The 18,635-nt window shown below is 60.7% G+C and carries 15 protein-coding genes; 11 read left to right on the top strand and 4 right to left on the bottom strand.

Annotated features, from left to right (window positions below):
- The first annotated feature begins 131 nt into the window (after positions 1 to 131).
- Positions 132 to 1,913, top strand: coding sequence for an ABC transporter transmembrane domain-containing protein (locus AB4Z20_RS01330; RefSeq protein ID WP_442089219.1), 1,782 nt, complete (start codon positions 132 to 134; stop codon positions 1,911 to 1,913).
- Positions 1,914 to 2,097: 184 nt separating this feature from the next.
- On the opposite strand, the gene AB4Z20_RS01325 is transcribed toward AB4Z20_RS01330, so the two are convergent.
- Positions 2,098 to 4,026, bottom strand: coding sequence for a transglycosylase SLT domain-containing protein (locus AB4Z20_RS01325; protein ID WP_253472932.1), 1,929 nt, complete (start codon positions 4,024 to 4,026; stop codon positions 2,098 to 2,100).
- Between the two features lie 213 nt (positions 4,027 to 4,239).
- On the opposite strand from AB4Z20_RS01325, the gene AB4Z20_RS01320 reads away from it, so the two are divergent.
- Positions 4,240 to 6,159, top strand: coding sequence for an ATP-binding cassette domain-containing protein (locus tag AB4Z20_RS01320; protein ID WP_253472935.1), 1,920 nt, complete (start codon positions 4,240 to 4,242; stop codon positions 6,157 to 6,159).
- 195 nt (positions 6,160 to 6,354) lie between these two features.
- On the opposite strand, the gene AB4Z20_RS01315 is transcribed toward AB4Z20_RS01320, so the two are convergent.
- Positions 6,355 to 6,795, bottom strand: a complete 441-nt coding sequence (locus AB4Z20_RS01315) for a universal stress protein (RefSeq protein ID WP_003199636.1) — start codon at positions 6,793 to 6,795, stop codon at positions 6,355 to 6,357.
- A gap of 102 nt (positions 6,796 to 6,897) precedes the next feature.
- Here AB4Z20_RS01315 and AB4Z20_RS01310 point away from each other — a divergent pair, with 102 nt between their 5' ends.
- From AB4Z20_RS01310 to AB4Z20_RS01280, 7 genes are all read left to right on the top strand, one after another.
- Positions 6,898 to 7,335: a hypothetical protein gene (locus AB4Z20_RS01310; protein WP_253472938.1), complete on the top strand. Its 438-nt coding sequence runs from the start codon at positions 6,898 to 6,900 to the stop codon at positions 7,333 to 7,335.
- 486 nt (positions 7,336 to 7,821) lie between these two features.
- The gene (fadB, locus tag AB4Z20_RS01305; RefSeq protein WP_214508904.1) at positions 7,822 to 9,969 is read left to right on the top strand and encodes a fatty acid oxidation complex subunit alpha FadB; all 2,148 of its coding nucleotides are present in this window, start codon (positions 7,822 to 7,824) and stop codon (positions 9,967 to 9,969) included.
- Positions 9,970 to 9,999: 30 nt separating this feature from the next.
- On the top strand, positions 10,000 to 11,175 hold the full coding sequence (fadA, locus tag AB4Z20_RS01300; RefSeq protein WP_018604861.1) for an acetyl-CoA C-acyltransferase FadA: 1,176 nt from the start codon (positions 10,000 to 10,002) through the stop codon (positions 11,173 to 11,175).
- A gap of 108 nt (positions 11,176 to 11,283) precedes the next feature.
- Positions 11,284 to 11,520: a DUF1653 domain-containing protein gene (locus AB4Z20_RS01295; RefSeq protein WP_003199644.1), complete on the top strand. Its 237-nt coding sequence runs from the start codon at positions 11,284 to 11,286 to the stop codon at positions 11,518 to 11,520.
- 115 nt (positions 11,521 to 11,635) lie between these two features.
- A complete protein-coding gene (gene topA / locus AB4Z20_RS01290; protein ID WP_442089173.1) occupies positions 11,636 to 14,248 on the top strand; it encodes a type I DNA topoisomerase in 2,613 nt (870 codons plus the stop codon).
- 216 nt (positions 14,249 to 14,464) lie between these two features.
- Positions 14,465 to 14,989 carry a DUF6586 family protein gene (locus tag AB4Z20_RS01285; RefSeq protein WP_018604864.1) on the top strand — a complete coding sequence of 175 codons (525 nt, stop codon included), beginning with the start codon at positions 14,465 to 14,467 and terminating at the stop codon, positions 14,987 to 14,989.
- 106 nt (positions 14,990 to 15,095) lie between these two features.
- Positions 15,096 to 15,329 carry a hypothetical protein gene (locus AB4Z20_RS01280; RefSeq protein WP_003183419.1) on the top strand — a complete coding sequence of 78 codons (234 nt, stop codon included), beginning with the start codon at positions 15,096 to 15,098 and terminating at the stop codon, positions 15,327 to 15,329.
- Between the two features lie 71 nt (positions 15,330 to 15,400).
- Here the strand turns inward: AB4Z20_RS01280 and sulA are convergent, their stop codons facing one another.
- Both sulA and lexA read right to left on the bottom strand, forming a co-directional pair.
- The gene (gene sulA / locus AB4Z20_RS01275) at positions 15,401 to 15,874 is read right to left on the bottom strand and encodes an SOS-induced cell division inhibitor SulA (protein WP_003199648.1); all 474 of its coding nucleotides are present in this window, start codon (positions 15,872 to 15,874) and stop codon (positions 15,401 to 15,403) included.
- Positions 15,875 to 15,884: 10 nt separating this feature from the next.
- Positions 15,885 to 16,493 (bottom strand): transcriptional repressor LexA, encoded by a 609-nt coding sequence (gene lexA / locus AB4Z20_RS01270; RefSeq protein ID WP_003199651.1) that lies wholly within the window; start codon positions 16,491 to 16,493, stop codon positions 15,885 to 15,887.
- A 241-nt stretch (positions 16,494 to 16,734) separates the two neighbouring features.
- Between lexA and AB4Z20_RS01265 the strand changes: the two genes are divergently transcribed.
- Positions 16,735 to 17,442: a TetR/AcrR family transcriptional regulator gene (locus AB4Z20_RS01265; protein WP_013692622.1), complete on the top strand. Its 708-nt coding sequence runs from the start codon at positions 16,735 to 16,737 to the stop codon at positions 17,440 to 17,442.
- Between the two features lie 183 nt (positions 17,443 to 17,625).
- Complete coding sequence (gene nagZ, locus AB4Z20_RS01260; RefSeq protein WP_172831549.1) at positions 17,626 to 18,624, top strand: beta-N-acetylhexosaminidase; 999 nt, start codon at positions 17,626 to 17,628, stop codon at positions 18,622 to 18,624.
- The last annotated feature ends 11 nt before the right edge of the window (positions 18,625 to 18,635 follow it).

Below are 18,635 nucleotides of genomic sequence, written 5' to 3'. Positions count from 1 at the left end.
AGCCAGACTTTAGACCGATAACATCTAGCCTCTAGTCGTTGTGGTCATATTTAACCTGACTCATTCTGATTCAATTTGGTTCCGCTACGCTTTGGCGTCGCTGGCCGGCCTTTTTCCTGCTGCATTATCGGATACCCTTGATGCTTTCTTCCCGACATCGCCGTGCCATACGCCTGGCCAACGGCTTCATCGCCCCTTATCGCAAACAGGTCGCCGGCGCCTTGCTGGCCCTGATTGTCACCGCCGGTATTACCTTGTCCATGGGCCAAGGCATCCGGTTGCTGGTGGACCAGGGCTTCATGACCCGCTCGCCGCACCTGCTCAATCAATCCATCGGCCTGTTCATGGTGCTGGTGGTGGGGTTGGCGATCGGTACGTTTGCCCGTTTTTACCTGGTGTCCTGGATCGGCGAGCGGGTGGTGGCCGATATCCGGCGGCAGGTCTTCAACCATCTGGTGTACTTGCACCCCGGTTTCTACGAAAACAACCGCAGTTCGGAAATCCAGTCGCGGCTGACCGCCGATACGACCTTGCTGCAATCGGTGATCGGTTCGTCGCTGTCGTTGTTTTTGCGCAACGCCTTGATGGTGGTGGGCGGCATAGTGCTGCTGTTCATCACCAATCCCAAGTTGACCAGTATCGTGGTGATTGCCCTGCCGCTGGTATTGGCGCCGATCCTGGTCTTTGGTCGGCGGGTGCGCAGTCTGTCGCGCCAGAGCCAGGACCGCATTGCCGACGTCGGCAGCTACGTCTCCGAAACCCTTGGCCAGATCAAGACCGTGCAGGCCTACAACCACCAGGTCCAGGACGAACAACGATTCTCCGTGACGGTGGAGCAGGCCTTCGACACCGCCCGCAAGCGCATCGCCCAGCGAGCCTGGCTGATCACCCTGGTGATCGTGCTGGTGCTGGGCGCGGTGGGGGTGATGCTTTGGGTCGGCGGCATGGATGTGATCGCCGGGCGGATTTCCGGCGGTGAGCTGGCGGCATTCGTGTTCTACAGCCTGATCGTCGGCAGCGCCTTCGGTACCCTGAGCGAGGTGATCGGCGAGCTGCAACGGGCGGCGGGCGCTGCCGAGCGCATTGCCGAGTTGCTGCGTTCGGAGAACATCATCCAACCGCCGGCTTCAGGCCTTGTTACGTTGCCGGAGCGGGTCCGGGGCGATCTGCGCCTCGAAGGCGTGCGTTTTTCCTACCCCTCCCGGCCGGACAGTTATGCGGTCGACGGTCTCGACCTGAGCATCAAGGCCGGCGAGACCCTGGCCCTGGTCGGGCCTTCCGGTGCGGGCAAGTCAACGGTATATGACCTGCTGCTGCGTTTCTACGATCCGGTGCAAGGGCAGATCCTGATCGACGACGTGCCGTTGACTCAACTCGATCCGCTGGACCTGCGCCGCCACTTCGCCCTGGTTTCACAAAACCCGGCGCTGTTTTTCGGCACGGTCGAAGAGAACATCCGCTACGGCAACCCTGGCGCAACGTCCGAGCAGGTGCGTGAGGCCGCGCAGATTGCCCACGCCCATGACTTCATCGAAAAAATGCCCGACGGCTATCAGACCCATCTGGGCGACGGTGGCCTGGGTCTGTCCGGCGGCCAGCGCCAACGCCTGGCCATCGCCCGGGCGTTGCTGGTGGACGCGCCGATCCTGCTGCTGGACGAAGCCACCAGCGCCCTCGATGCGCAAAGCGAACACCTGATCCAGCAAGCCCTGCCCAACCTGATGAAAAACCGCACGACCCTGGTCATCGCCCACCGCCTGGCCACGGTGAAAAACGCCGACCGGATCGCGGTGATGGACCAGGGCAAGGTGGTTGCCGTGGGCACTCACCAGGAGCTGGTTGCCAGCAATGCGCTGTACGCGCGGCTGGCGGCGTTGCAGTTCAATGTGGGGTTGGAGACGGCAACCGACTAAGTATGGTCCCTTGTGGGAGCGAGCTTGCTCGCGATAGCGTTGAGCCAGCTTGCATCCATGTTGAAGGTGCCACCGCCATCGCGAGCAAGCTCGCTCCCACAGGGTTCAGCAAGCGAGCAAAAAGAAATGCCCGCATCTTTCGATGCGGGCATTTTTTCTTCTCAGGAACAGCTTTCGCTAATGATCACTGATCATCGAAATACCGCTCATGCCAATCCACCAGCGGTTGCGGCGAGTTGAGTTTCTGGCCGTAGATCACCGAGTACGACAACACGTTCTGCACGTATTGGCGGGTTTCGTCGAAGGGAATGCTTTCGACCCAGACGTCGAAGCTCAAGTGGTCGGCGCCGCGCAGCCACTGGCGCACGCGACCGGGGCCGGCGTTGTAGGCCGCCGAAGCCAGGACGCGATTGCCGTTGAACTGGCTATGAACCTGGCTCAGGTACGCCGCGCCCAACTGGATGTTCTTGTCCGGGTTCAACACTTGCTGTGGTGAGGCCAGGGGAATGCTGAACTTGCGCGCGGTTTCCTTGGCGGTGCCGGGCATCAGTTGCATCAGGCCTGCGGCACCGACGCCGGAGCGGGCGTCGTCCATGAAGGCGCTTTCCTGGCGGGTGATGGCGAACGCCCAGCTTGGATGCAAGCCGCGGATCTTGGCTTCGCGTACCAGGGTGTCGCGGTGGGCCATCGGGAAGCGGATGTCCAGGTCGTCCCAGTACTTGGCCTGGCTGATGGTGCGAATGGCCGGGAAATACCACTTCAGGTCATAGGCCAGTTTGGCCTGGGCGACCATTTCGTCACGGTTGAAATGACGGCTGACGTGATACCACTCGCGGCGCCCGTCGACGATGTCCCCACGGGCATGAAATTCCAGCGCCCGACGCACGCCAGGGGTGTTGCGCACTTTGTTGATCAGCGCCTGGCTCATCACCAGCGGCTTGTTGACGAGCGAGTACGGTGACTGGGAACGGTCGGCCGCCAGAAAGCCATAGAAGTCTCGTTCACGGGCCAGGTGCTTGTAGAGCGCCAGCGCCTCGGGGTTCTGCGGCTGCGCCAGTTCCAGCGTGCGGGCTTGCCAGTACCGCCAGCGATTGGTGCTCGACAGCGACTCGGGCAGGCGACGGGTCAGTTGGTAGGCATCGTCCCAGCGGGCCAGGCGCAGGAGCAGGCGCAAGCGCCATTCCGAAACGGTGTCATCGCGCAGTTCCGGGTCGTATTTCGTCATCACGTCCAAGGCCCGGCTGTCGAAGCGCTTGGCCAGGGTCAGGCCGATTTCCCGGGCAATCGCAACTTTTTCATCACGGGAAAAATGCATGGTGCTGGCGTAGCCGTCCAGCAGTGCCATGGCCTTTTCCGGATCCTGGCGGGCCAGGCGACGCAGGCCGAGGCTGACGATGTCGGACATCGGTTCATCGGCCGGGGTGAAGCGCGAGGGCTGGTTGAGCAACTCAGGCTTTTGCGCCACGTCCACCAGCAGCTTGCCGCGGGGGGCGAGGGTAGTCAGACCGCTGACCAGGCTGTTGGCCAGCGGGTAGTTGCGGGCCTGGGCCGCCAGTTTTGTGCGTTCCCAGCGTTTCTGTTCGGTCAACTGGCCCTGGGAGGCCCATAGGCCGAACAAGGCATCGCACGCCTGGGGCTGGGATTTGCCGGAGAGCCACAGCTTTTCGGTATTGGCATAGCCTTCGGCTTTCAAGCCATGGCTGAGCTGGTACTGGGCGTTAAGGCAGTCCAGTTCGGTGAAATTGAGCTTGGGGTCGTAATACTTGACGAAGGTCTCCCAGTCACCGCGCTCGGTCAGCCAACGCAGCCAGCGCAACTTCATCCAGTTGGCCTGGGGCAGATCGCCGTGTTCGGCGAGGAACTTCTCGATTTCGGCGTTGCTGGCGCTCTTGAGGCGAGCGGTCAATTCGTCGTAGGCCAGATAGGGTTCCAGCGGATAATCGCGCAGGGCCTGGCTGTAGCGAAAGTAAGGGCCGGAATCACCCTTGGCCAAGGCGCGCTTGGCCTCGTCGTAATATTGGCGTTGAGTGGAGATATCCACCGCCTGCGCGGATTGAACGGCAGTGGCACATACAAAAAGACACGATAAAACACTGAAAAGGCGACTGCGCATGAGACGTCCGGGCATAAAAAACATGACAAGCCCAAGGGGTAACCCAGGGTAACTGTCTGTAGCTTAGCCTTTTGCCAGCAGCCGGCGAAAGCTTTGCAAGGCCGTCAGTGCAAGTTCGCAACATTTGTTATGCAGAGTGCTTCGGTGGCGAAATTGGCGGACCCCTGAGGCCTCATCTCAGGTAGAATGCGCGCCCGGTTTTTGGAGAAGCTCATGACCCTGCTCAAATTCAGCGATGTGTCCCTTGCTTTCGGCGCTATGCCGTTGTTGGACAAGGTGTCCTGGCAGATCGCCCGTGGTGAGCGGGTGTGCATCATCGGCCGCAACGGCACTGGCAAGTCCAGCATGATGAAGCTGGTCAAGGGCGATCAAAAGCCCGATGACGGCTCGGTCTGGCGCGCGCCAGGCCTGAAAATCGGCGAATTGCCCCAGGAACTGCCGGTGGCCGACGAGCGGACCGTATTCGACGTGGTTGCCGAAGGCCTGGACGGTGTCGGCGCGCTGTTGGCCGAGTATCACCACCTGAGCCAGAACATCGTCACCGATGCTGACCTGGACAAGTTGATGCACGTGCAGCACGACCTTGAAGCCCGAGACGGCTGGCGTCTGCAGCAACTGGTCGACAGCACCCTGAGCCGCCTGCAACTGCCGGCCGACAAGACCCTCGCCGAGTTGTCCGGCGGCTGGCGTCGTCGCGTCCTGCTGGCCCAGGCCCTTGTGTCCGAGCCGGACCTGCTGCTGCTCGACGAACCGACCAACCACCTGGACATCGGCGCCATCGCCTGGCTTGAAGAAGCCTTGAAGGACTTCCAGGGGGCTGTGCTGTTCATCACCCACGACCGTTCCTTCCTGCAAAACCTGGCGACCCGCATCCTTGAACTGGACCGTGGCGGCCTGATCGACTGGAACGGCGACTACGCCAGCTTCCTGGTGCACAAGGAAGCGGCGCTGGCAGCGGAAGAAACCGCTAACGCGTTGTTCGATAAGAAACTGGCCCAGGAAGAAGTCTGGATTCGCCAGGGCATCAAGGCGCGTCGCACCCGCAACGAAGGCCGTGTGCGGGCGCTCAAGGCCTTGCGCATGGAACGCAGTGAACGTCGCGAGCGCACCGGCAAGGCCAACATTCAGTTGGATACCGCTGACAAGTCCGGCAAACAGGTGATGGTCCTTGAGAACGTGAGTTTCGCGCATCCGGGCGGCCCGTTCCTGATCAAGGACTTCTCCATGGTCCTGCAGCGCGGTGATCGCATCGGCCTGCTGGGTGCCAACGGTACCGGCAAGACCACGCTGCTCAAGCTGATGCTCGGTGGCCTGGTGCCGACCAATGGCAAGGTGGAGGAGGGCACGAAGATCGACGTCGCCTACTTTGACCAGTTGCGCCATCAGTTGGACCTGGAAAAGACCGTGATCGATAACGTGGCCGAAGGTCGCGATTTCATCGACATCGATGGTCAGAGCCGCCATGTGTTGAGCTACCTCGGCGATTTCCTGTTCAGCCCCCAGCGTGCCCGTACGCCGGTCAAGGCGCTGTCGGGTGGCGAACGCGCCCGTCTGTTGCTGGCCAAGTTGTTCAGCAAGCCGGCGAACCTGCTGGTGCTCGACGAACCGACCAACGACCTGGACGTGGAAACCCTGGAGTTGCTGGAAGAGGTGCTGCTGACCTTCAACGGCACCGTGCTGATGGTCAGTCACGACCGGGCATTCCTGGATAACGTGGTGACCAGCACCCTGGTGTTCGAAGGCGAAGGCCTGGTGCGTGAATACGTCGGTGGTTATCAGGACTGGCTGCGCCAGGGCGGCTCGCCGCGTCTGCTGGGGGTCACCGAGAGCAAGTCCGGCAAGGCCGACCTGAATTCGGCCGTGGTCAAGGCCGAGCCAGCCCCGGTAGCCGCCGCAGCGGCGCCGGCACCGGCCAAGAAAAAACTCAGCTACAAACTGCAGCGTGAGCTGGAGGCGTTGCCGGGTGATATCGACGCGAAGGAGCAGCAGATCGCTGCGGTGGAAGCGGAGATGGCTGACGCCGGTTTCTACCAGCGACCTGCTGCCGAAACCGCCAAGGTGATCGCGCACCTGGAGCAGTTGCAGGCCGAGCTGGACGCACTGGTCGAGCGCTGGGCTGAACTGGACGCTTGATCCGCTGTTGAAAAAATCCCGGAATTCAGCAATGAATGCCGGGATTTCTATTTGAAACGCTATTCCCCTGTAGGGGTGAGCCTGTGGGAGCAAAGCTTGCTCGCGATGAAGGCATCTCGGTCTGTCGAATGACCGCGTTATCGTTCATCGCGAGCAAGCTTTGCTCCCACAGGCTCGCTCCCACAAGGGTAGGGTTTATGTGCGCTTGACCAGATGTACCGCCAGCACGTCGCAAGGCGCGCCATGCAGCACGTCGTTGGCGGTCGAGCCCAGCAACAGCGCCAGGCCGTGGCGACCATGGCTGCCGACCACAATCAGGTCGCAGCCCTGCTCCTTGGCCAGGTGATGGATCTCCTGGCGCGGCTGGCCGTAGGTCAGGTGGCTGAATTCCTTCTTCAGGGCCGGGTATTTCACGATCAGTCGGTCAAGGCGCTCCTTGGCCTGGTCGAATTGCTGCTGCTGCAACTGGGAAAGGTCCATAGGCACGTCGCCGCCGAAGGCCATGGCCATCGGTTCGACGATGTGTACCAGCGACAGCTTGGTGTCCCGGCTTTCGCAAAGGGCGAGGGCGCGCTTGACGACCGGATCGCATTCTTCAGTGAGGTCGACGGCGACCAGAACGTGTTCGTAGTACATGGAAAGCACTCCAGAGAATTGCGATACGGTAAGTATGGCTGGTTTCAAGCGCATTGACGGCGACGTGGCTCAATGGGCTCATCAGAATTCGGGAGTACGAATATGACGGTCTGGATAGTGGTGTCAATCCTGTTGGTGGTGTTAAGTCCGCTGGCATGGTTGCGGCCGTCCCGTGTCCAGAGCGGTCGCATGGCCCTGCGCATGGAGGCACGACGCCTGGGCCTGGCCATGCAGCTGGCGCCGCAGGAGTGGCCGCACTGGCTCGGCCAGCAGCCGCCAAACCCCTGCGCCCAGTACCACCGGCCCCGGCGCGGCAAGGAACCGGCGGTCTGGAGCTATTGGCAGACGGCGCCAGGCGTCTGGGTCAACCGGTGGCGAGAAGTCTGCCAGGATGAATCCCTGCTCAATCATTTCGAAAAATTGCCGGCCAACGTCTACAAAGTTGAAGCCGATCGGCAAATGATTGCCTTGTACTGGGGCGAGAAGGGCGAAGCGACTGTTTTGCAAGATATTTGCACGGTGCTCAAGGCGCTGGCCTGAGGCATAAAAAAGCCCGACAGTCTCATCGGGCGGGTTGGCCAGGCAGGCCGGTAATCAATCTCATGTCAGGGCGTGCGTTCGTAACGTCCTTTGTTCCCAATTTTCAATCGCGTCCCGACAGCGTAGACCGCTGGATCCGGTCTGTCTGGAATTAGGGCGATTTTTCTAATTATTGATCCTATGAATAGCGGCTCATGCGGCGCCGTGTTGCGGATCCGTACGGTACGGAAATGACCGTGAAGTCGCGTTCACGCCTGTGTTTAGGGCGATTGACAATTGTCGGAAATTCCGTGAAGGTGACGTACCCAAATCAAACGGGCGTATGAATTGAGCGTTTGTATTTTCAGAATGCTCCTACAGACCCCGACTATCGCGTTGACGGGTGTGCCTGGCGGATTGGCGTAGCATCGACGGTAACGTCTATGCCAAACCAGTGGTCAGCGTTCAACGTGTACTGTTCAGCTTCCATATCGTGGAGATCAGTTGATGATTTACGAAGGTAAAGCCATCACGGTTAAGGCTCTTGAAAGTGGCATCGTCGAATTGAAGTTCGACCTCAAGGGTGAGTCCGTCAACAAGTTCAACCGTCTAACCCTGAATGAATTGCGTCAGGCTGTAGACACTATCAAGGCAGATGCTTCGATCAAGGGTGTGATCGTCAGCAGCGGCAAGGACGTGTTCATCGTCGGCGCCGACATCACCGAATTCGTCGACAACTTCAAGCTGCCCGATGCCGAACTGATCGCTGGCAACCTCGAAGCCAACCGTATTTTCAGCGACTTCGAAGACCTCAACGTACCGACCGTCGTGGCCATCAACGGCATTGCCCTGGGTGGCGGCCTGGAAATGTGCCTGGCGGCGGATTACCGCGTCATGGCCACCACGGCCAAGATCGGCCTGCCGGAAGTCAAGCTGGGCATCTACCCAGGCTTCGGCGGCACCGTGCGCCTGCCGCGCCTGATCGGTGCCGACAACGCCATCGAGTGGATTGCCGCCGGCAAGGAAAACCGTGCTGAAGACGCGCTGAAGGTCGGTGCCGTGGATGCCGTGGTCGAACCTGGCAAGCTCCAGGAAGCGGCCCTTGAAACCATCAAGCGCGCCATCAGCGGCGAGTTCGACTACAAGGCCAAGCGTCAGCCGAAGCTCGAGAAGCTCAAGCTCAACGCCATCGAACAAATGATGGCCTTCGAAACCGCCAAGGGTTTCGTGGCCGGTCAGGCAGGCCCGAACTACCCGGCGCCGGTCGAAGCGATCAAGACCATCCAGAAAGCCGCGAGCTTCGGTCGCGACAAGGCCCTGGAAGTCGAGGCCGCCGGCTTCGTCAAGCTGGCCAAGACCTCGGCTGCGCAAAGCCTGATCGGTCTGTTCCTCAATGACCAGGAACTGAAGAAAAAGGCCAAGGCCTACGACGAAATCGCCAGTGACGTGAAGCAGGCCGCCGTGCTCGGCGCCGGCATCATGGGGGGCGGTATCGCGTACCAGTCGGCGTCCAAAGGCACGCCGATCCTGATGAAGGACATCAACGAACACGGGATCGAGCAAGGCCTGGCCGAAGCCGCCAAGCTGCTGGTCGGCCGTGTCGACAAAGGTCGCATGACCGCTGCGAAGATGGCCGAAGTGCTCAATGGCATTCGTCCGACCCTGTCCTACGGCGATTTCGGCCATGTCGACCTGGTGGTCGAAGCCGTTGTCGAGAACCCGAAGGTCAAGCAGGCGGTATTGGCTGAAGTCGAAGACAAGGTCAAAGAGGACACCATCCTGGCCTCGAACACTTCGACCATCTCCATTTCGCTGCTGGCCAAGGCCCTCAAGCGTCCGGAAAACTTCGTCGGCATGCACTTCTTCAACCCGGTGCACATGATGCCGCTGGTGGAAGTGATTCGTGGCGAGAAGTCCAGCGAACATGCCGTTGCCACCACCGTGGCCTACGCCAAGAAAATGGGCAAGAACCCGATCGTCGTCAACGATTGCCCGGGCTTTCTGGTCAACCGCGTGCTGTTCCCGTACTTCGGCGGTTTCGCCAAGCTGGTCAGCGCTGGCGTGGACTTCGTGCGCATCGACAAGATCATGGAAAAATTTGGCTGGCCGATGGGCCCGGCGTACCTGATGGACGTGGTCGGCATCGACACCGGCCACCACGGTCGCGACGTCATGGCTGAGGGCTTCCCGGACCGCATGAAGGACGACCGTCGTTCGGCTGTCGACGTGCTCTACGAAGCCAAGCGCCTGGGCCAGAAGAACGGCAAGGGCTTCTACGCCTATGAGACCGACAAGCGCGGCAAGCAGAAGAAAGTCGCCGACTCGTCGGTGCTGGAGGTGCTCAAGCCGATCGTCTACGAGCAGCGCGAAGTCACCGACGAGGACATCATCAACTGGATGATGATCCCGCTGTGCCTCGAAACCGTGCGTTGCCTGGAAGACGGTATTGTCGAGACCGCTGCCGAAGCCGACATGGGTCTGGTCTACGGTATCGGTTTCCCTCCATTCCGTGGCGGTGCGCTGCGCTACATCGATTCGATCGGTGTTGCCGAGTTCGTTGCCCTGGCTGACCAGTACGCTGATTTGGGCGCGCTGTACCACCCGACCGCGAAGCTGCGTGAAATGGCCAAGAACGGCCAGCGCTTCTTCGGTTAAGCGCCCAACGACTAGAGCGAGAGAACATTTATGAGCTTGAATCCTAGAGACGTCGTGATTGTCGACTTCGGTCGTACGCCGATGGGCCGCTCCAAGGGCGGCATGCACCGCAACACCCGCGCCGAAGACATGTCGGCGCACCTGATCCGCAAGCTGCTGGAACGCAACGTCAAGGTCGACCCCAACGAAGTCGAAGACGTGATCTGGGGCTGTGTGAACCAGACCCTGGAGCAGGGCTGGAACATCGCCCGCATGGCCTCGCTGATGACTCAGATCCCTCATACGGCGGCGGGCCAGACCGTCAGCCGCCTGTGCGGTTCGTCCATGAGCGCACTGCACACCGCCGCCCAGGCGATCATGACCGGTAACGGTGACGTGTTCGTCGTCGGTGGTGTCGAGCACATGGGCCACGTGAGCATGATGCACGGTGTCGATCCGAACCCGCACATGTCGCTGTACGCGGCGAAAGCCTCGGGCATGATGGGCCTGACTGCGGAAATGCTTGGCAAAATGCACGGCATCACCCGCGAACAGCAGGACGCCTTTGGCGTACGCTCCCACCAGCTCGCCCACAAGGCGACCGTGGAAGGCAAGTTCAAGGATGAGATCATCCCGATGCAGGGCTACGACGAGAACGGCTTCCTGAAGCTGTTCGACTACGACGAAACCATTCGTCCGGAAACCACCCTGGAAAGCCTGGCGGCCCTCAAGCCGGCATTCAATCCGAAGGGCGGCACCGTGACAGCCGGTACCTCGTCGCAGATCACCGACGGTGCCTCGTGCATGATCGTGATGTCGGCCCAACGTGCCCAGGACCTGGGTATCCAGCCGATGGCGGTGATTCGTTCGATGGCCGTGGCGGGTGTGGACCCGGCGATCATGGGCTATGGTCCAGTACCGGCCACGCAGAAAGCCTTGAAGCGCGCAGGCCTGGGTATTGCCGATATCGACTTCTTCGAACTCAACGAAGCTTTCGCCGCACAGGCCTTGCCAGTGCTGAAAGATTTGAAAGTGCTCGACAAGATGAACGAGAAGGTTAACCTGCACGGCGGCGCGATCGCCCTGGGTCACCCGTTCGGTTGCTCCGGTGCGCGTATCTCCGGCACGCTGCTCAACGTCATGAAGCAGAATGGCGGCACTTTTGGTGTGTCGACCATGTGCATTGGCCTCGGCCAGGGCATCGCCACTGTCTTCGAACGCGTCTAAGCGTTGCGTTGATGGAAGCCGGGGCCAAGTGCCCCGGTTTTTGTTTTTTCGGGTTTAGTAAAAAAGATTTTGTTTTTATTTTGAAAAAATTTGAGTGAGTGCCAAAGCATGCCGATACAACCTGGGCTCTACCAGCATTACAAAGGTCCGCAGTACCGCGTATTCAGCATCGCGCGGCATTCCGAGACCGAGGAAGAAGTGGTCTTCTATCAAGCCCTGTATGGCGATTACGGCTTTTGGGTGCGTCCCTTGAGCATGTTCGAGGAGTCCGTCGAGGTTGACGGCGAACAGGTGCCACGCTTTGCTTTGGTGCAGGCCGAGGAGAGCATTTTTTCCAAGCCTTGAGGCCGGTATGCGGGCAACCCTGCGCTTGACCTCACCTTGCAGCCACTATATATAGCGGTGCCGCGTCAGGCGCCAACCGCCTTTCACTTTTTAGAATTCAGGAATTTTCTGATCCATGGGCAAATCGCTGGTCATTGTGGAATCCCCGGCTAAGGCCAAGACCATCAACAAGTATCTGGGCAACCAATACGTGGTGAAGTCGAGTATCGGCCATATCCGAGACCTGCCCACCAGCGGTTCGGCTAGCGCCAGCAAGGAGCCAGCCGCCAAGCGCGGCAAGGCTGCTGCCGGTGAAGCGCCGGCGCTGTCGCCGAAAGACAAGGCGCGCAAGCAGCTGGTCTCACGCATGGGGGTCGATCCGGAACACGGCTGGAAAGCCAAGTACGAGATCCTCCCGGGCAAGGAAAAGGTCATCGAAGAGCTGCGCCGGCTCGCCAAGGATGCCGACACCATCTATCTCGCGACGGACTTGGACCGCGAAGGGGAAGCCATTGCCTGGCACCTGCGCGAAGCCATTGGTGGGGATGACAGCCGCTACAAGCGCGTGGTGTTCAACGAAATTACCAAGAAGGCCATCCAGGAAGCCTTCTCCCAGCCGGGCGAGCTGGATATCGATCGGGTCAACGCCCAGCAGGCGCGTCGCTTCCTCGACCGCGTGGTGGGCTACATGGTTTCGCCCCTGCTGTGGGCCAAGATCGCCCGTGGCCTGTCGGCCGGTCGTGTGCAGTCGGTCGCCGTGAAGCTGGTGGTGGAGCGCGAGCGGGAGATCCGTGCGTTCATCCCTGAAGAGTACTGGGAAGTCCACGCCGACCTCGGCACCGCCAAGGGCGCCACCGTGCGCTTCGACGTGGCCCGGGAGAAGGGCGAGGCCTTCAAGCCGCTCAACGAAGCCCAGGCCATGGCTGCGCTGGAAAAGCTCAAGGCTTCCACCTACAGCATCGTCAAGCGCGAAGACAAGCCGACCAGCAGCAAGCCGTCGGCGCCGTTCATCACCTCCACGTTGCAGCAGGCCGCGAGCAATCGCCTGGGCTTTGGCGTGAAGAAAACCATGATGATGGCCCAGCGTCTGTACGAAGCCGGCTACATCACCTATATGCGTACCGACTCGACCAACCTTTCGGTCGATGCCGTGGCGATGGCGCGCACTTATATAGAAAGCGAGTTCGGCAAGAAGTACCTGCCGGACACGCCGAACGTCTACAGCAGCAAGGAAGGCGCGCAGGAGGCTCACGAAGCGATTCGTCCGTCCGATGCCAACACCGAGCCAAGCAAGCTGTCGGGCATGGAGCGCGATGCCGAGCGTCTCTACGAGCTGATCTGGCGCCAGTTCCTGGCCTGCCAGATGCTGCCGGCGCAATACCTGTCGACCACGGTCAGCGTCGGTGCCGGTGACTTCGAGCTGCGCGCCAAGGGCCGCATCCTGAAGTTCGACGGCTACACCCGCGTCATGCCGCAGATCACCAAGCCTGGGGATGACGACGTCCTGCCGGACATGGCCCAGGGCGACGTGATGAAGCTGATCAAGCTTGATCCGACCCAGCATTTCACCAAGCCACCGGCCCGTTACTCCGAAGCCAGCCTGGTCAAGGAAATGGAAAAGCGCGGCATTGGTCGTCCTTCGACCTACGCAGCGATCATCTCCACCATCCAGGACCGCGGCTATGTGGCGCTGCACAACCGTCGTTTCTATTCGGAAAAGATGGGTGACATCGTCACCGAGCGCCTGTCCGAGAGCTTCTCGAACCTGATGGACTACGGCTTCACCGCCGGTATGGAAGAGAACCTCGACGATGTGGCCCAAGGCGAGCGCGACTGGAAAAACGTTCTCGACGAGTTCTACGGCGACTTCAAGAAGAAGCTCGAAGTGGCCGAAAGCCCGGACAGCGGCATGCGCGCCAACCAGCCGGTCATGACCGATATCCCGTGCCTGACCTGCGGGCGCCCGATGCAAATCCGTACGGCCTCGACCGGCGTGTTCCTCGGTTGCTCGGGCTACAGCCTGCCACCCAAGGAGCGCTGCAAGGCGACGGTCAACCTGGTGCCGGGCGACGAAATCGCCGCGGACGACGAGGGTGAATCGGAATCCCTGGTGCTGCGCGGCAAGCATCGCTGCCCGATCTGCAGCACGGCGATGGACGCCTACCTGCTGGATGAAAAGCGCAAGCTGCACATCTGCGGTAACAATCCGGACTGTGCCGGTTATGAGATCGAAGAGGGCACTTATCGCATCAAGGGCTACGAAGGCCCGAGCCTGGAGTGCGACAAGTGTGGCAGCGAGATGCAGCTCAAGACCGGCCGTTTCGGCAAGTTCTTCGGTTGCACCAACCCGACCTGCAAGAACACCCGCAAACTGCTCAAGAGCGGTGACGCGGCGCCGCCGAAGATGGACCCGGTGAAGATGCCTGAGCTCAAGTGCGAGAAGGTCAACGACACCTACATCCTGCGCGACGGTGCCTCCGGCCTGTTCCTGGCGGCGAGCCAGTTCCCGAAAAACCGTGAGACCCGTGCACCGTTGGTGATGGAAATCGTGCCGCACAAGGACGAGATCGATCCGAAGTACCATTTCCTCTGCGAAGCGCCGCAGAAGGATCCGGAAGGGCGCCCAGCGGTCATCCGCTACAGCCGCAAGACCAAGGAGCAATACGTGCAAACCGAAGTCGACGGCAAGCCGACTGGCTGGAAAGCCTACTACGACGGTGGTAAGTGGACGGTGCAAGACAAGAGCTGATGGCAGCACTCACGTGTGACGAGGGGGCTTGCTCCCGCTGGGCCGGTCCGACGTTTCGGGCGTAGCCGCCCCAATAAGTCTCAAGTGAACAAAAGGCCGCATGACAACCCACAGGTTTTCATGCGGCCTTTTTGTTTTTGGCTTGCAGTGGCCTCGGTTGATCCATGACACTGTCGCACTTGCGTGACGCTTTCATTTCGTTGGGGAGATGCCGCCATGGCCCACGAACTCTATACCCGCACCAATCAGAAAATCTATTTCGCCGGTCTGTCGCTCGAAGCGCTCACCAGGGCCGAAGATGGACGTGCGATGAACTCTCCGGCGCTGCTCCAGGCAGGGCGCGAATCCGCGCTGTTTCACCTGTACGGTGCATTGTTGGGGTTGTGCCATGAAATCGCCGGTTTCTATCGCCTGCCACAAGCGAACGCACCTCGGGCCGAGCTGCTGTTGACCCGCGAAGCGTTGGAAACCATTGCTATCCCGGAGTTGGCCGAAATGGTCGAACTGGCGCACAACCCGGAAACCTGGCTGGCGAAGCTATTGGCGGCCCATGCGGCGTTGTTCGAGCCGCCGCGAGCCCCACGCAAGCCCAAAGGGGACGTGACCCAGCCGTTGATCGTGGCGGTCAATCTGGACGAACAAGAACCCGAGCAGGAGTTGAGCCGGGAGGAGCTGGAGAGCTGGCGCCAGAACCTCAAGAGCCTGGCGATACGCTTTCGTGAAGGGTTGAACGAGTGCTGAGTTCGCCCCCGGCCCGTTACGTTGGTTGATAACACTTGGTCAAGATCCCGAGCGGAGCCTGGCCGATGACTATATAATCCTCGCCTTTCGTGGAGAACAGACTTTTATGCCTACGTCCTTTCTAGAAATTGTCGAACTTCCTGATGGCCGCATCGAGCTGCGCAGGGCTGAGGACGAGGGTTCTCTGGTTACCCTGAACTTCTCCGAAGATGCCAAGGTATTCCTCCAGGGCCAACACGTCGAAGTCGCCAAGGCGATGCTGAGCGTGGGCGTCCAGATGGCAGGTCGCCTGGTTGAAGGCGAATTCAACAAGGAAGAGGGGCCGCGGGTTCTTCATTGATCCCGTCTGTCGGCTTTTTTGGATAGTGTGGCTGGTCGGCTTCTCTGCCTTGGAGAAGCCCCGCGTTCGTCTTAGCCCAATCGAATATTCAGACTTTGTGCGTCCCCGGTACGGGCGGCGCTGATCAACTGTTGCCGTGCGGTCGCGGTTAGCGGGTTGAGCCAGCTGACCACGGTGTGGCTGCGGCCCAGGCGCAAGGCTTCGCAGGTCAACTGTTGAGCGCTTTGGGTGCCCCGCGGCTGCAACAACAGGATGCGTTCGCGGTTCAGGCCGGCATCCCGCAGCCAGGCCTGGGTGACGCTGGCCGGTGGTGCGATCAGCGTCAGCCAGCGAGCATCCTGGTCCTGGCTGAGTTCTCGCAGAATCGGCGCCAGCAGGTTCAGGCAGTTTCCGGCCGCACCACGTAACGACAGTTCGCTGAAAGCCTCGGGCTCGACGCCCCAGGGCGACTCGATGACCTCTTTCAGGACTGGAACCAGCGGTTGGGCCATGAATGCCTCGAACAGCGGAAGTTGTGTGTGTTGTGGTGTGTGAGGGAACTGCATAAAGCCTCCTTTAGCGGCGAATGACGCCGACGCTCAAGCCTTCGATGACCAGGTCCTGATCTTTCAGGTTCACTTCGATGGGCGCGAACTCCGGGTTCTCGGCGATGAGCCAGACCTTGCTGCCGTCGCGCTTGAAGCGCTTGACGGTCACTTCGTCGCCGATTCGCGCCACCACGATCTGGCCGTTGCGGGCTTCGCGGGTGGTATGGACGGCCAGGAGGTCACCGTCGAAGATGCCGATGTCCTTCATGCTCATGCCGTGTACACGAAGCAGATAGTCGGCACGAGGATGGAAGAACGAAGGATTGATGTTGCAGGACTCTTCGACATGCTGCTGGGCCAGGATCGGTGCGCCTGCCGCTACCCGGCCGATGATCGGCAGGGTGGTTTCGTCGGCCTTGGCTTCGAAGCCGGGGATGCGAATGCCACGGGATGCGCCCGGGGTCATTTCGATAGCACCCTTGCGCGCCAGCGCCTTGAGGTGTTCTTCAGCCGCGTTGGGCGACTTGAAACCCAGTTCCTGGGCGATTTCCGCGCGGGTTGGCGGGTAGCCGTTGTCTTCGAGGCAGCGTTTGATGAAGGCCAGAATCTCTGCTTGGCGTGGCGTCAGCTTTAGCATATTGATCGCTCTGTCTTTTTATACAGTGACTGGGATTATATACAGTGGACGCCGCTTGGCAATCCTCCTTTTTTCACCGGCCGCTGGACGGTCGGTCGGGCTGTTGGATGCGACATGGCTACCACCCGTGAAAAGGTGTGGTTAAATACGTGACCGGGCGTTCGCAAAACGCCCCGGCAGGCTTGACAACCCCTGGGCTGAAACGTATGTTTCAAACAAGTGTTTGTCAGGCGGAGTAACCATGGCCCAGTCGGAAACCGTTGAACGCATTCTCGATGCTGCCGAGCAGTTGTTCGCGGAAAAAGGTTTCGCTGAAACCTCGTTGCGTCTGATCACCAGCAAGGCCGGGGTGAACCTGGCGGCGGTGAACTATCATTTCGGCTCGAAAAAGGCCCTGATCCAGGCGGTATTCTCGCGGTTCCTCGGGCCTTTCTGCCTCAGCCTCGATCGCGAGCTGGAGCGCCGGCAGGCCAAGCCTGACGTCAAGCCGACCCTGGAAGAGCTGCTGGAAATCCTGGTCGAGCAAGCCCTTGTCGTGCAACCGCGCAGCGGTAACGACCTTTCCATTTTCATGCGCCTGTTGGGCCTTGCCTTCAGCCAGAGCCAGGGCCACCTGCGACGTTACCTGGAAGACATGTACGGCAAGGTTTTCCGGCGCTACATGCTGCTGGTCAACGAGGCCGCACCGCGCATTCCGCCCATCGAGTTGTTCTGGCGGGTGCACTTCATGCTTGGCGCTGCGGCGTTCAGCATGTCCGGTATCAAGGCGTTGCGCGCCATCGCTGAAACCGACTTTGGCGTGAACACCTCGATCGAACAGGTCATGCGCCTGATGGTGCCGTTCCTGGCAGCCGGCATGCGTGCCGAAAGTGGTGTCACCGATGAAGCCATGGCTGCCGCGCAATTGCGTCCGCGCAGTAAATCGACACCGGCGCTGGCCAAGGCGTAAGCGCACGGGTGGGCGCGGCTGCCGACATCCGCTAAGCTAGCCGCCCATGCCGACTCTCGTTTCGAATCCGTTCCATTTTTCATTGCATGACCGCGACCTGCCGGGCCTTGGGCCCAGCGGTGTGGTCGTGTCTGTGTTACCGCGCGGGTTCATCGTTATTAAGGAAATGCTATGACTGCTGGCCTGCAAGGCTCGTTGATGGTGGACGTCGCCGGTACCTGGCTGACGGCCGAAGATCGCCACCTGTTGCGCCAGCCCGAGGTAGGCGGCCTGATCATTTTTGCCCGCAATATCGAGCATCCACGGCAGGTGCGCGAGCTGAGCGCGTCGATCCGCGCCATCCGCCCTGACCTTTTATTGGCGGTGGATCAGGAAGGTGGTCGTGTCCAGCGGCTGCGCCAGGGTTTTGTGCGGTTGCCGGCGATGCGGGCGATAGCCGATAACCCGAACGCCGAGTACCTCGCCGAGCAGTGCGGCTGGATCATGGCCACAGAAGTACTGGCGGTCGGTCTCGACTTGAGCTTTGCCCCGGTGCTGGACCTCGATTACCAGCGCAGCGCCGTCGTCGGCAGTCGTTCCTTCGAGGGTGACCCCGAGCGCGCTGCGTTATTGGCCGGTGCCTTCATCCGCGGCATGAACGCCGCCGGGATGGCCGCCACTGGCAAGCATTTTCCGGGGCATGGCTGGGCCGAGGCCGATTCCCACGTGGCGATTCCGAACGATGAGCGCAGCCTGGAGCAGATTCGCGCCAACGACCTGGTGCCGTTTGCCAGGCTGAGCAAACAACTGGCCGCCGTCATGCCGGCCCATGTCATCTACCCGCAGGTTGACCCCAATCCAGCCGGGTTTTCCCGCCGCTGGCTGCAGGACATCCTGCGCGGCGAGTTGCAATTCGATGGCGTGATCTTCAGTGATGACCTGTCGATGGCCGGGGCTCATGTGGTCGGTGATGCTGCCAGTCGTATCGAGGCTGCTTTGACGGCGGGTTGCGACATGGGCTTGGTGTGCAATGACCGTGCTGCCGCGGAGTTGGCCTTGAGCGCTGCCCAGCGCCTGAAGGTCAAGCCTTCGGCACGGATCGCCCGCATGCGCGGCCAGGCCTGTGCCTCCACTGAATACCGTCAGGACCCTCGCTGGCTGGCGGCGCTCGGCGCGCTGAGGGCTGCCCAGCTGGTTGATTGAGGAAGTGTCGT

This window comes from Pseudomonas sp. KB_12, from assembly GCF_052114545.1.
Taxonomy (GTDB): Bacteria; Pseudomonadota; Gammaproteobacteria; order Pseudomonadales; family Pseudomonadaceae; genus Aquipseudomonas; species Aquipseudomonas brassicacearum.
The sequence above is the reverse complement of the archived record's forward strand: the minus strand, read 5'-3'. Positions and strand labels throughout refer to the sequence as shown.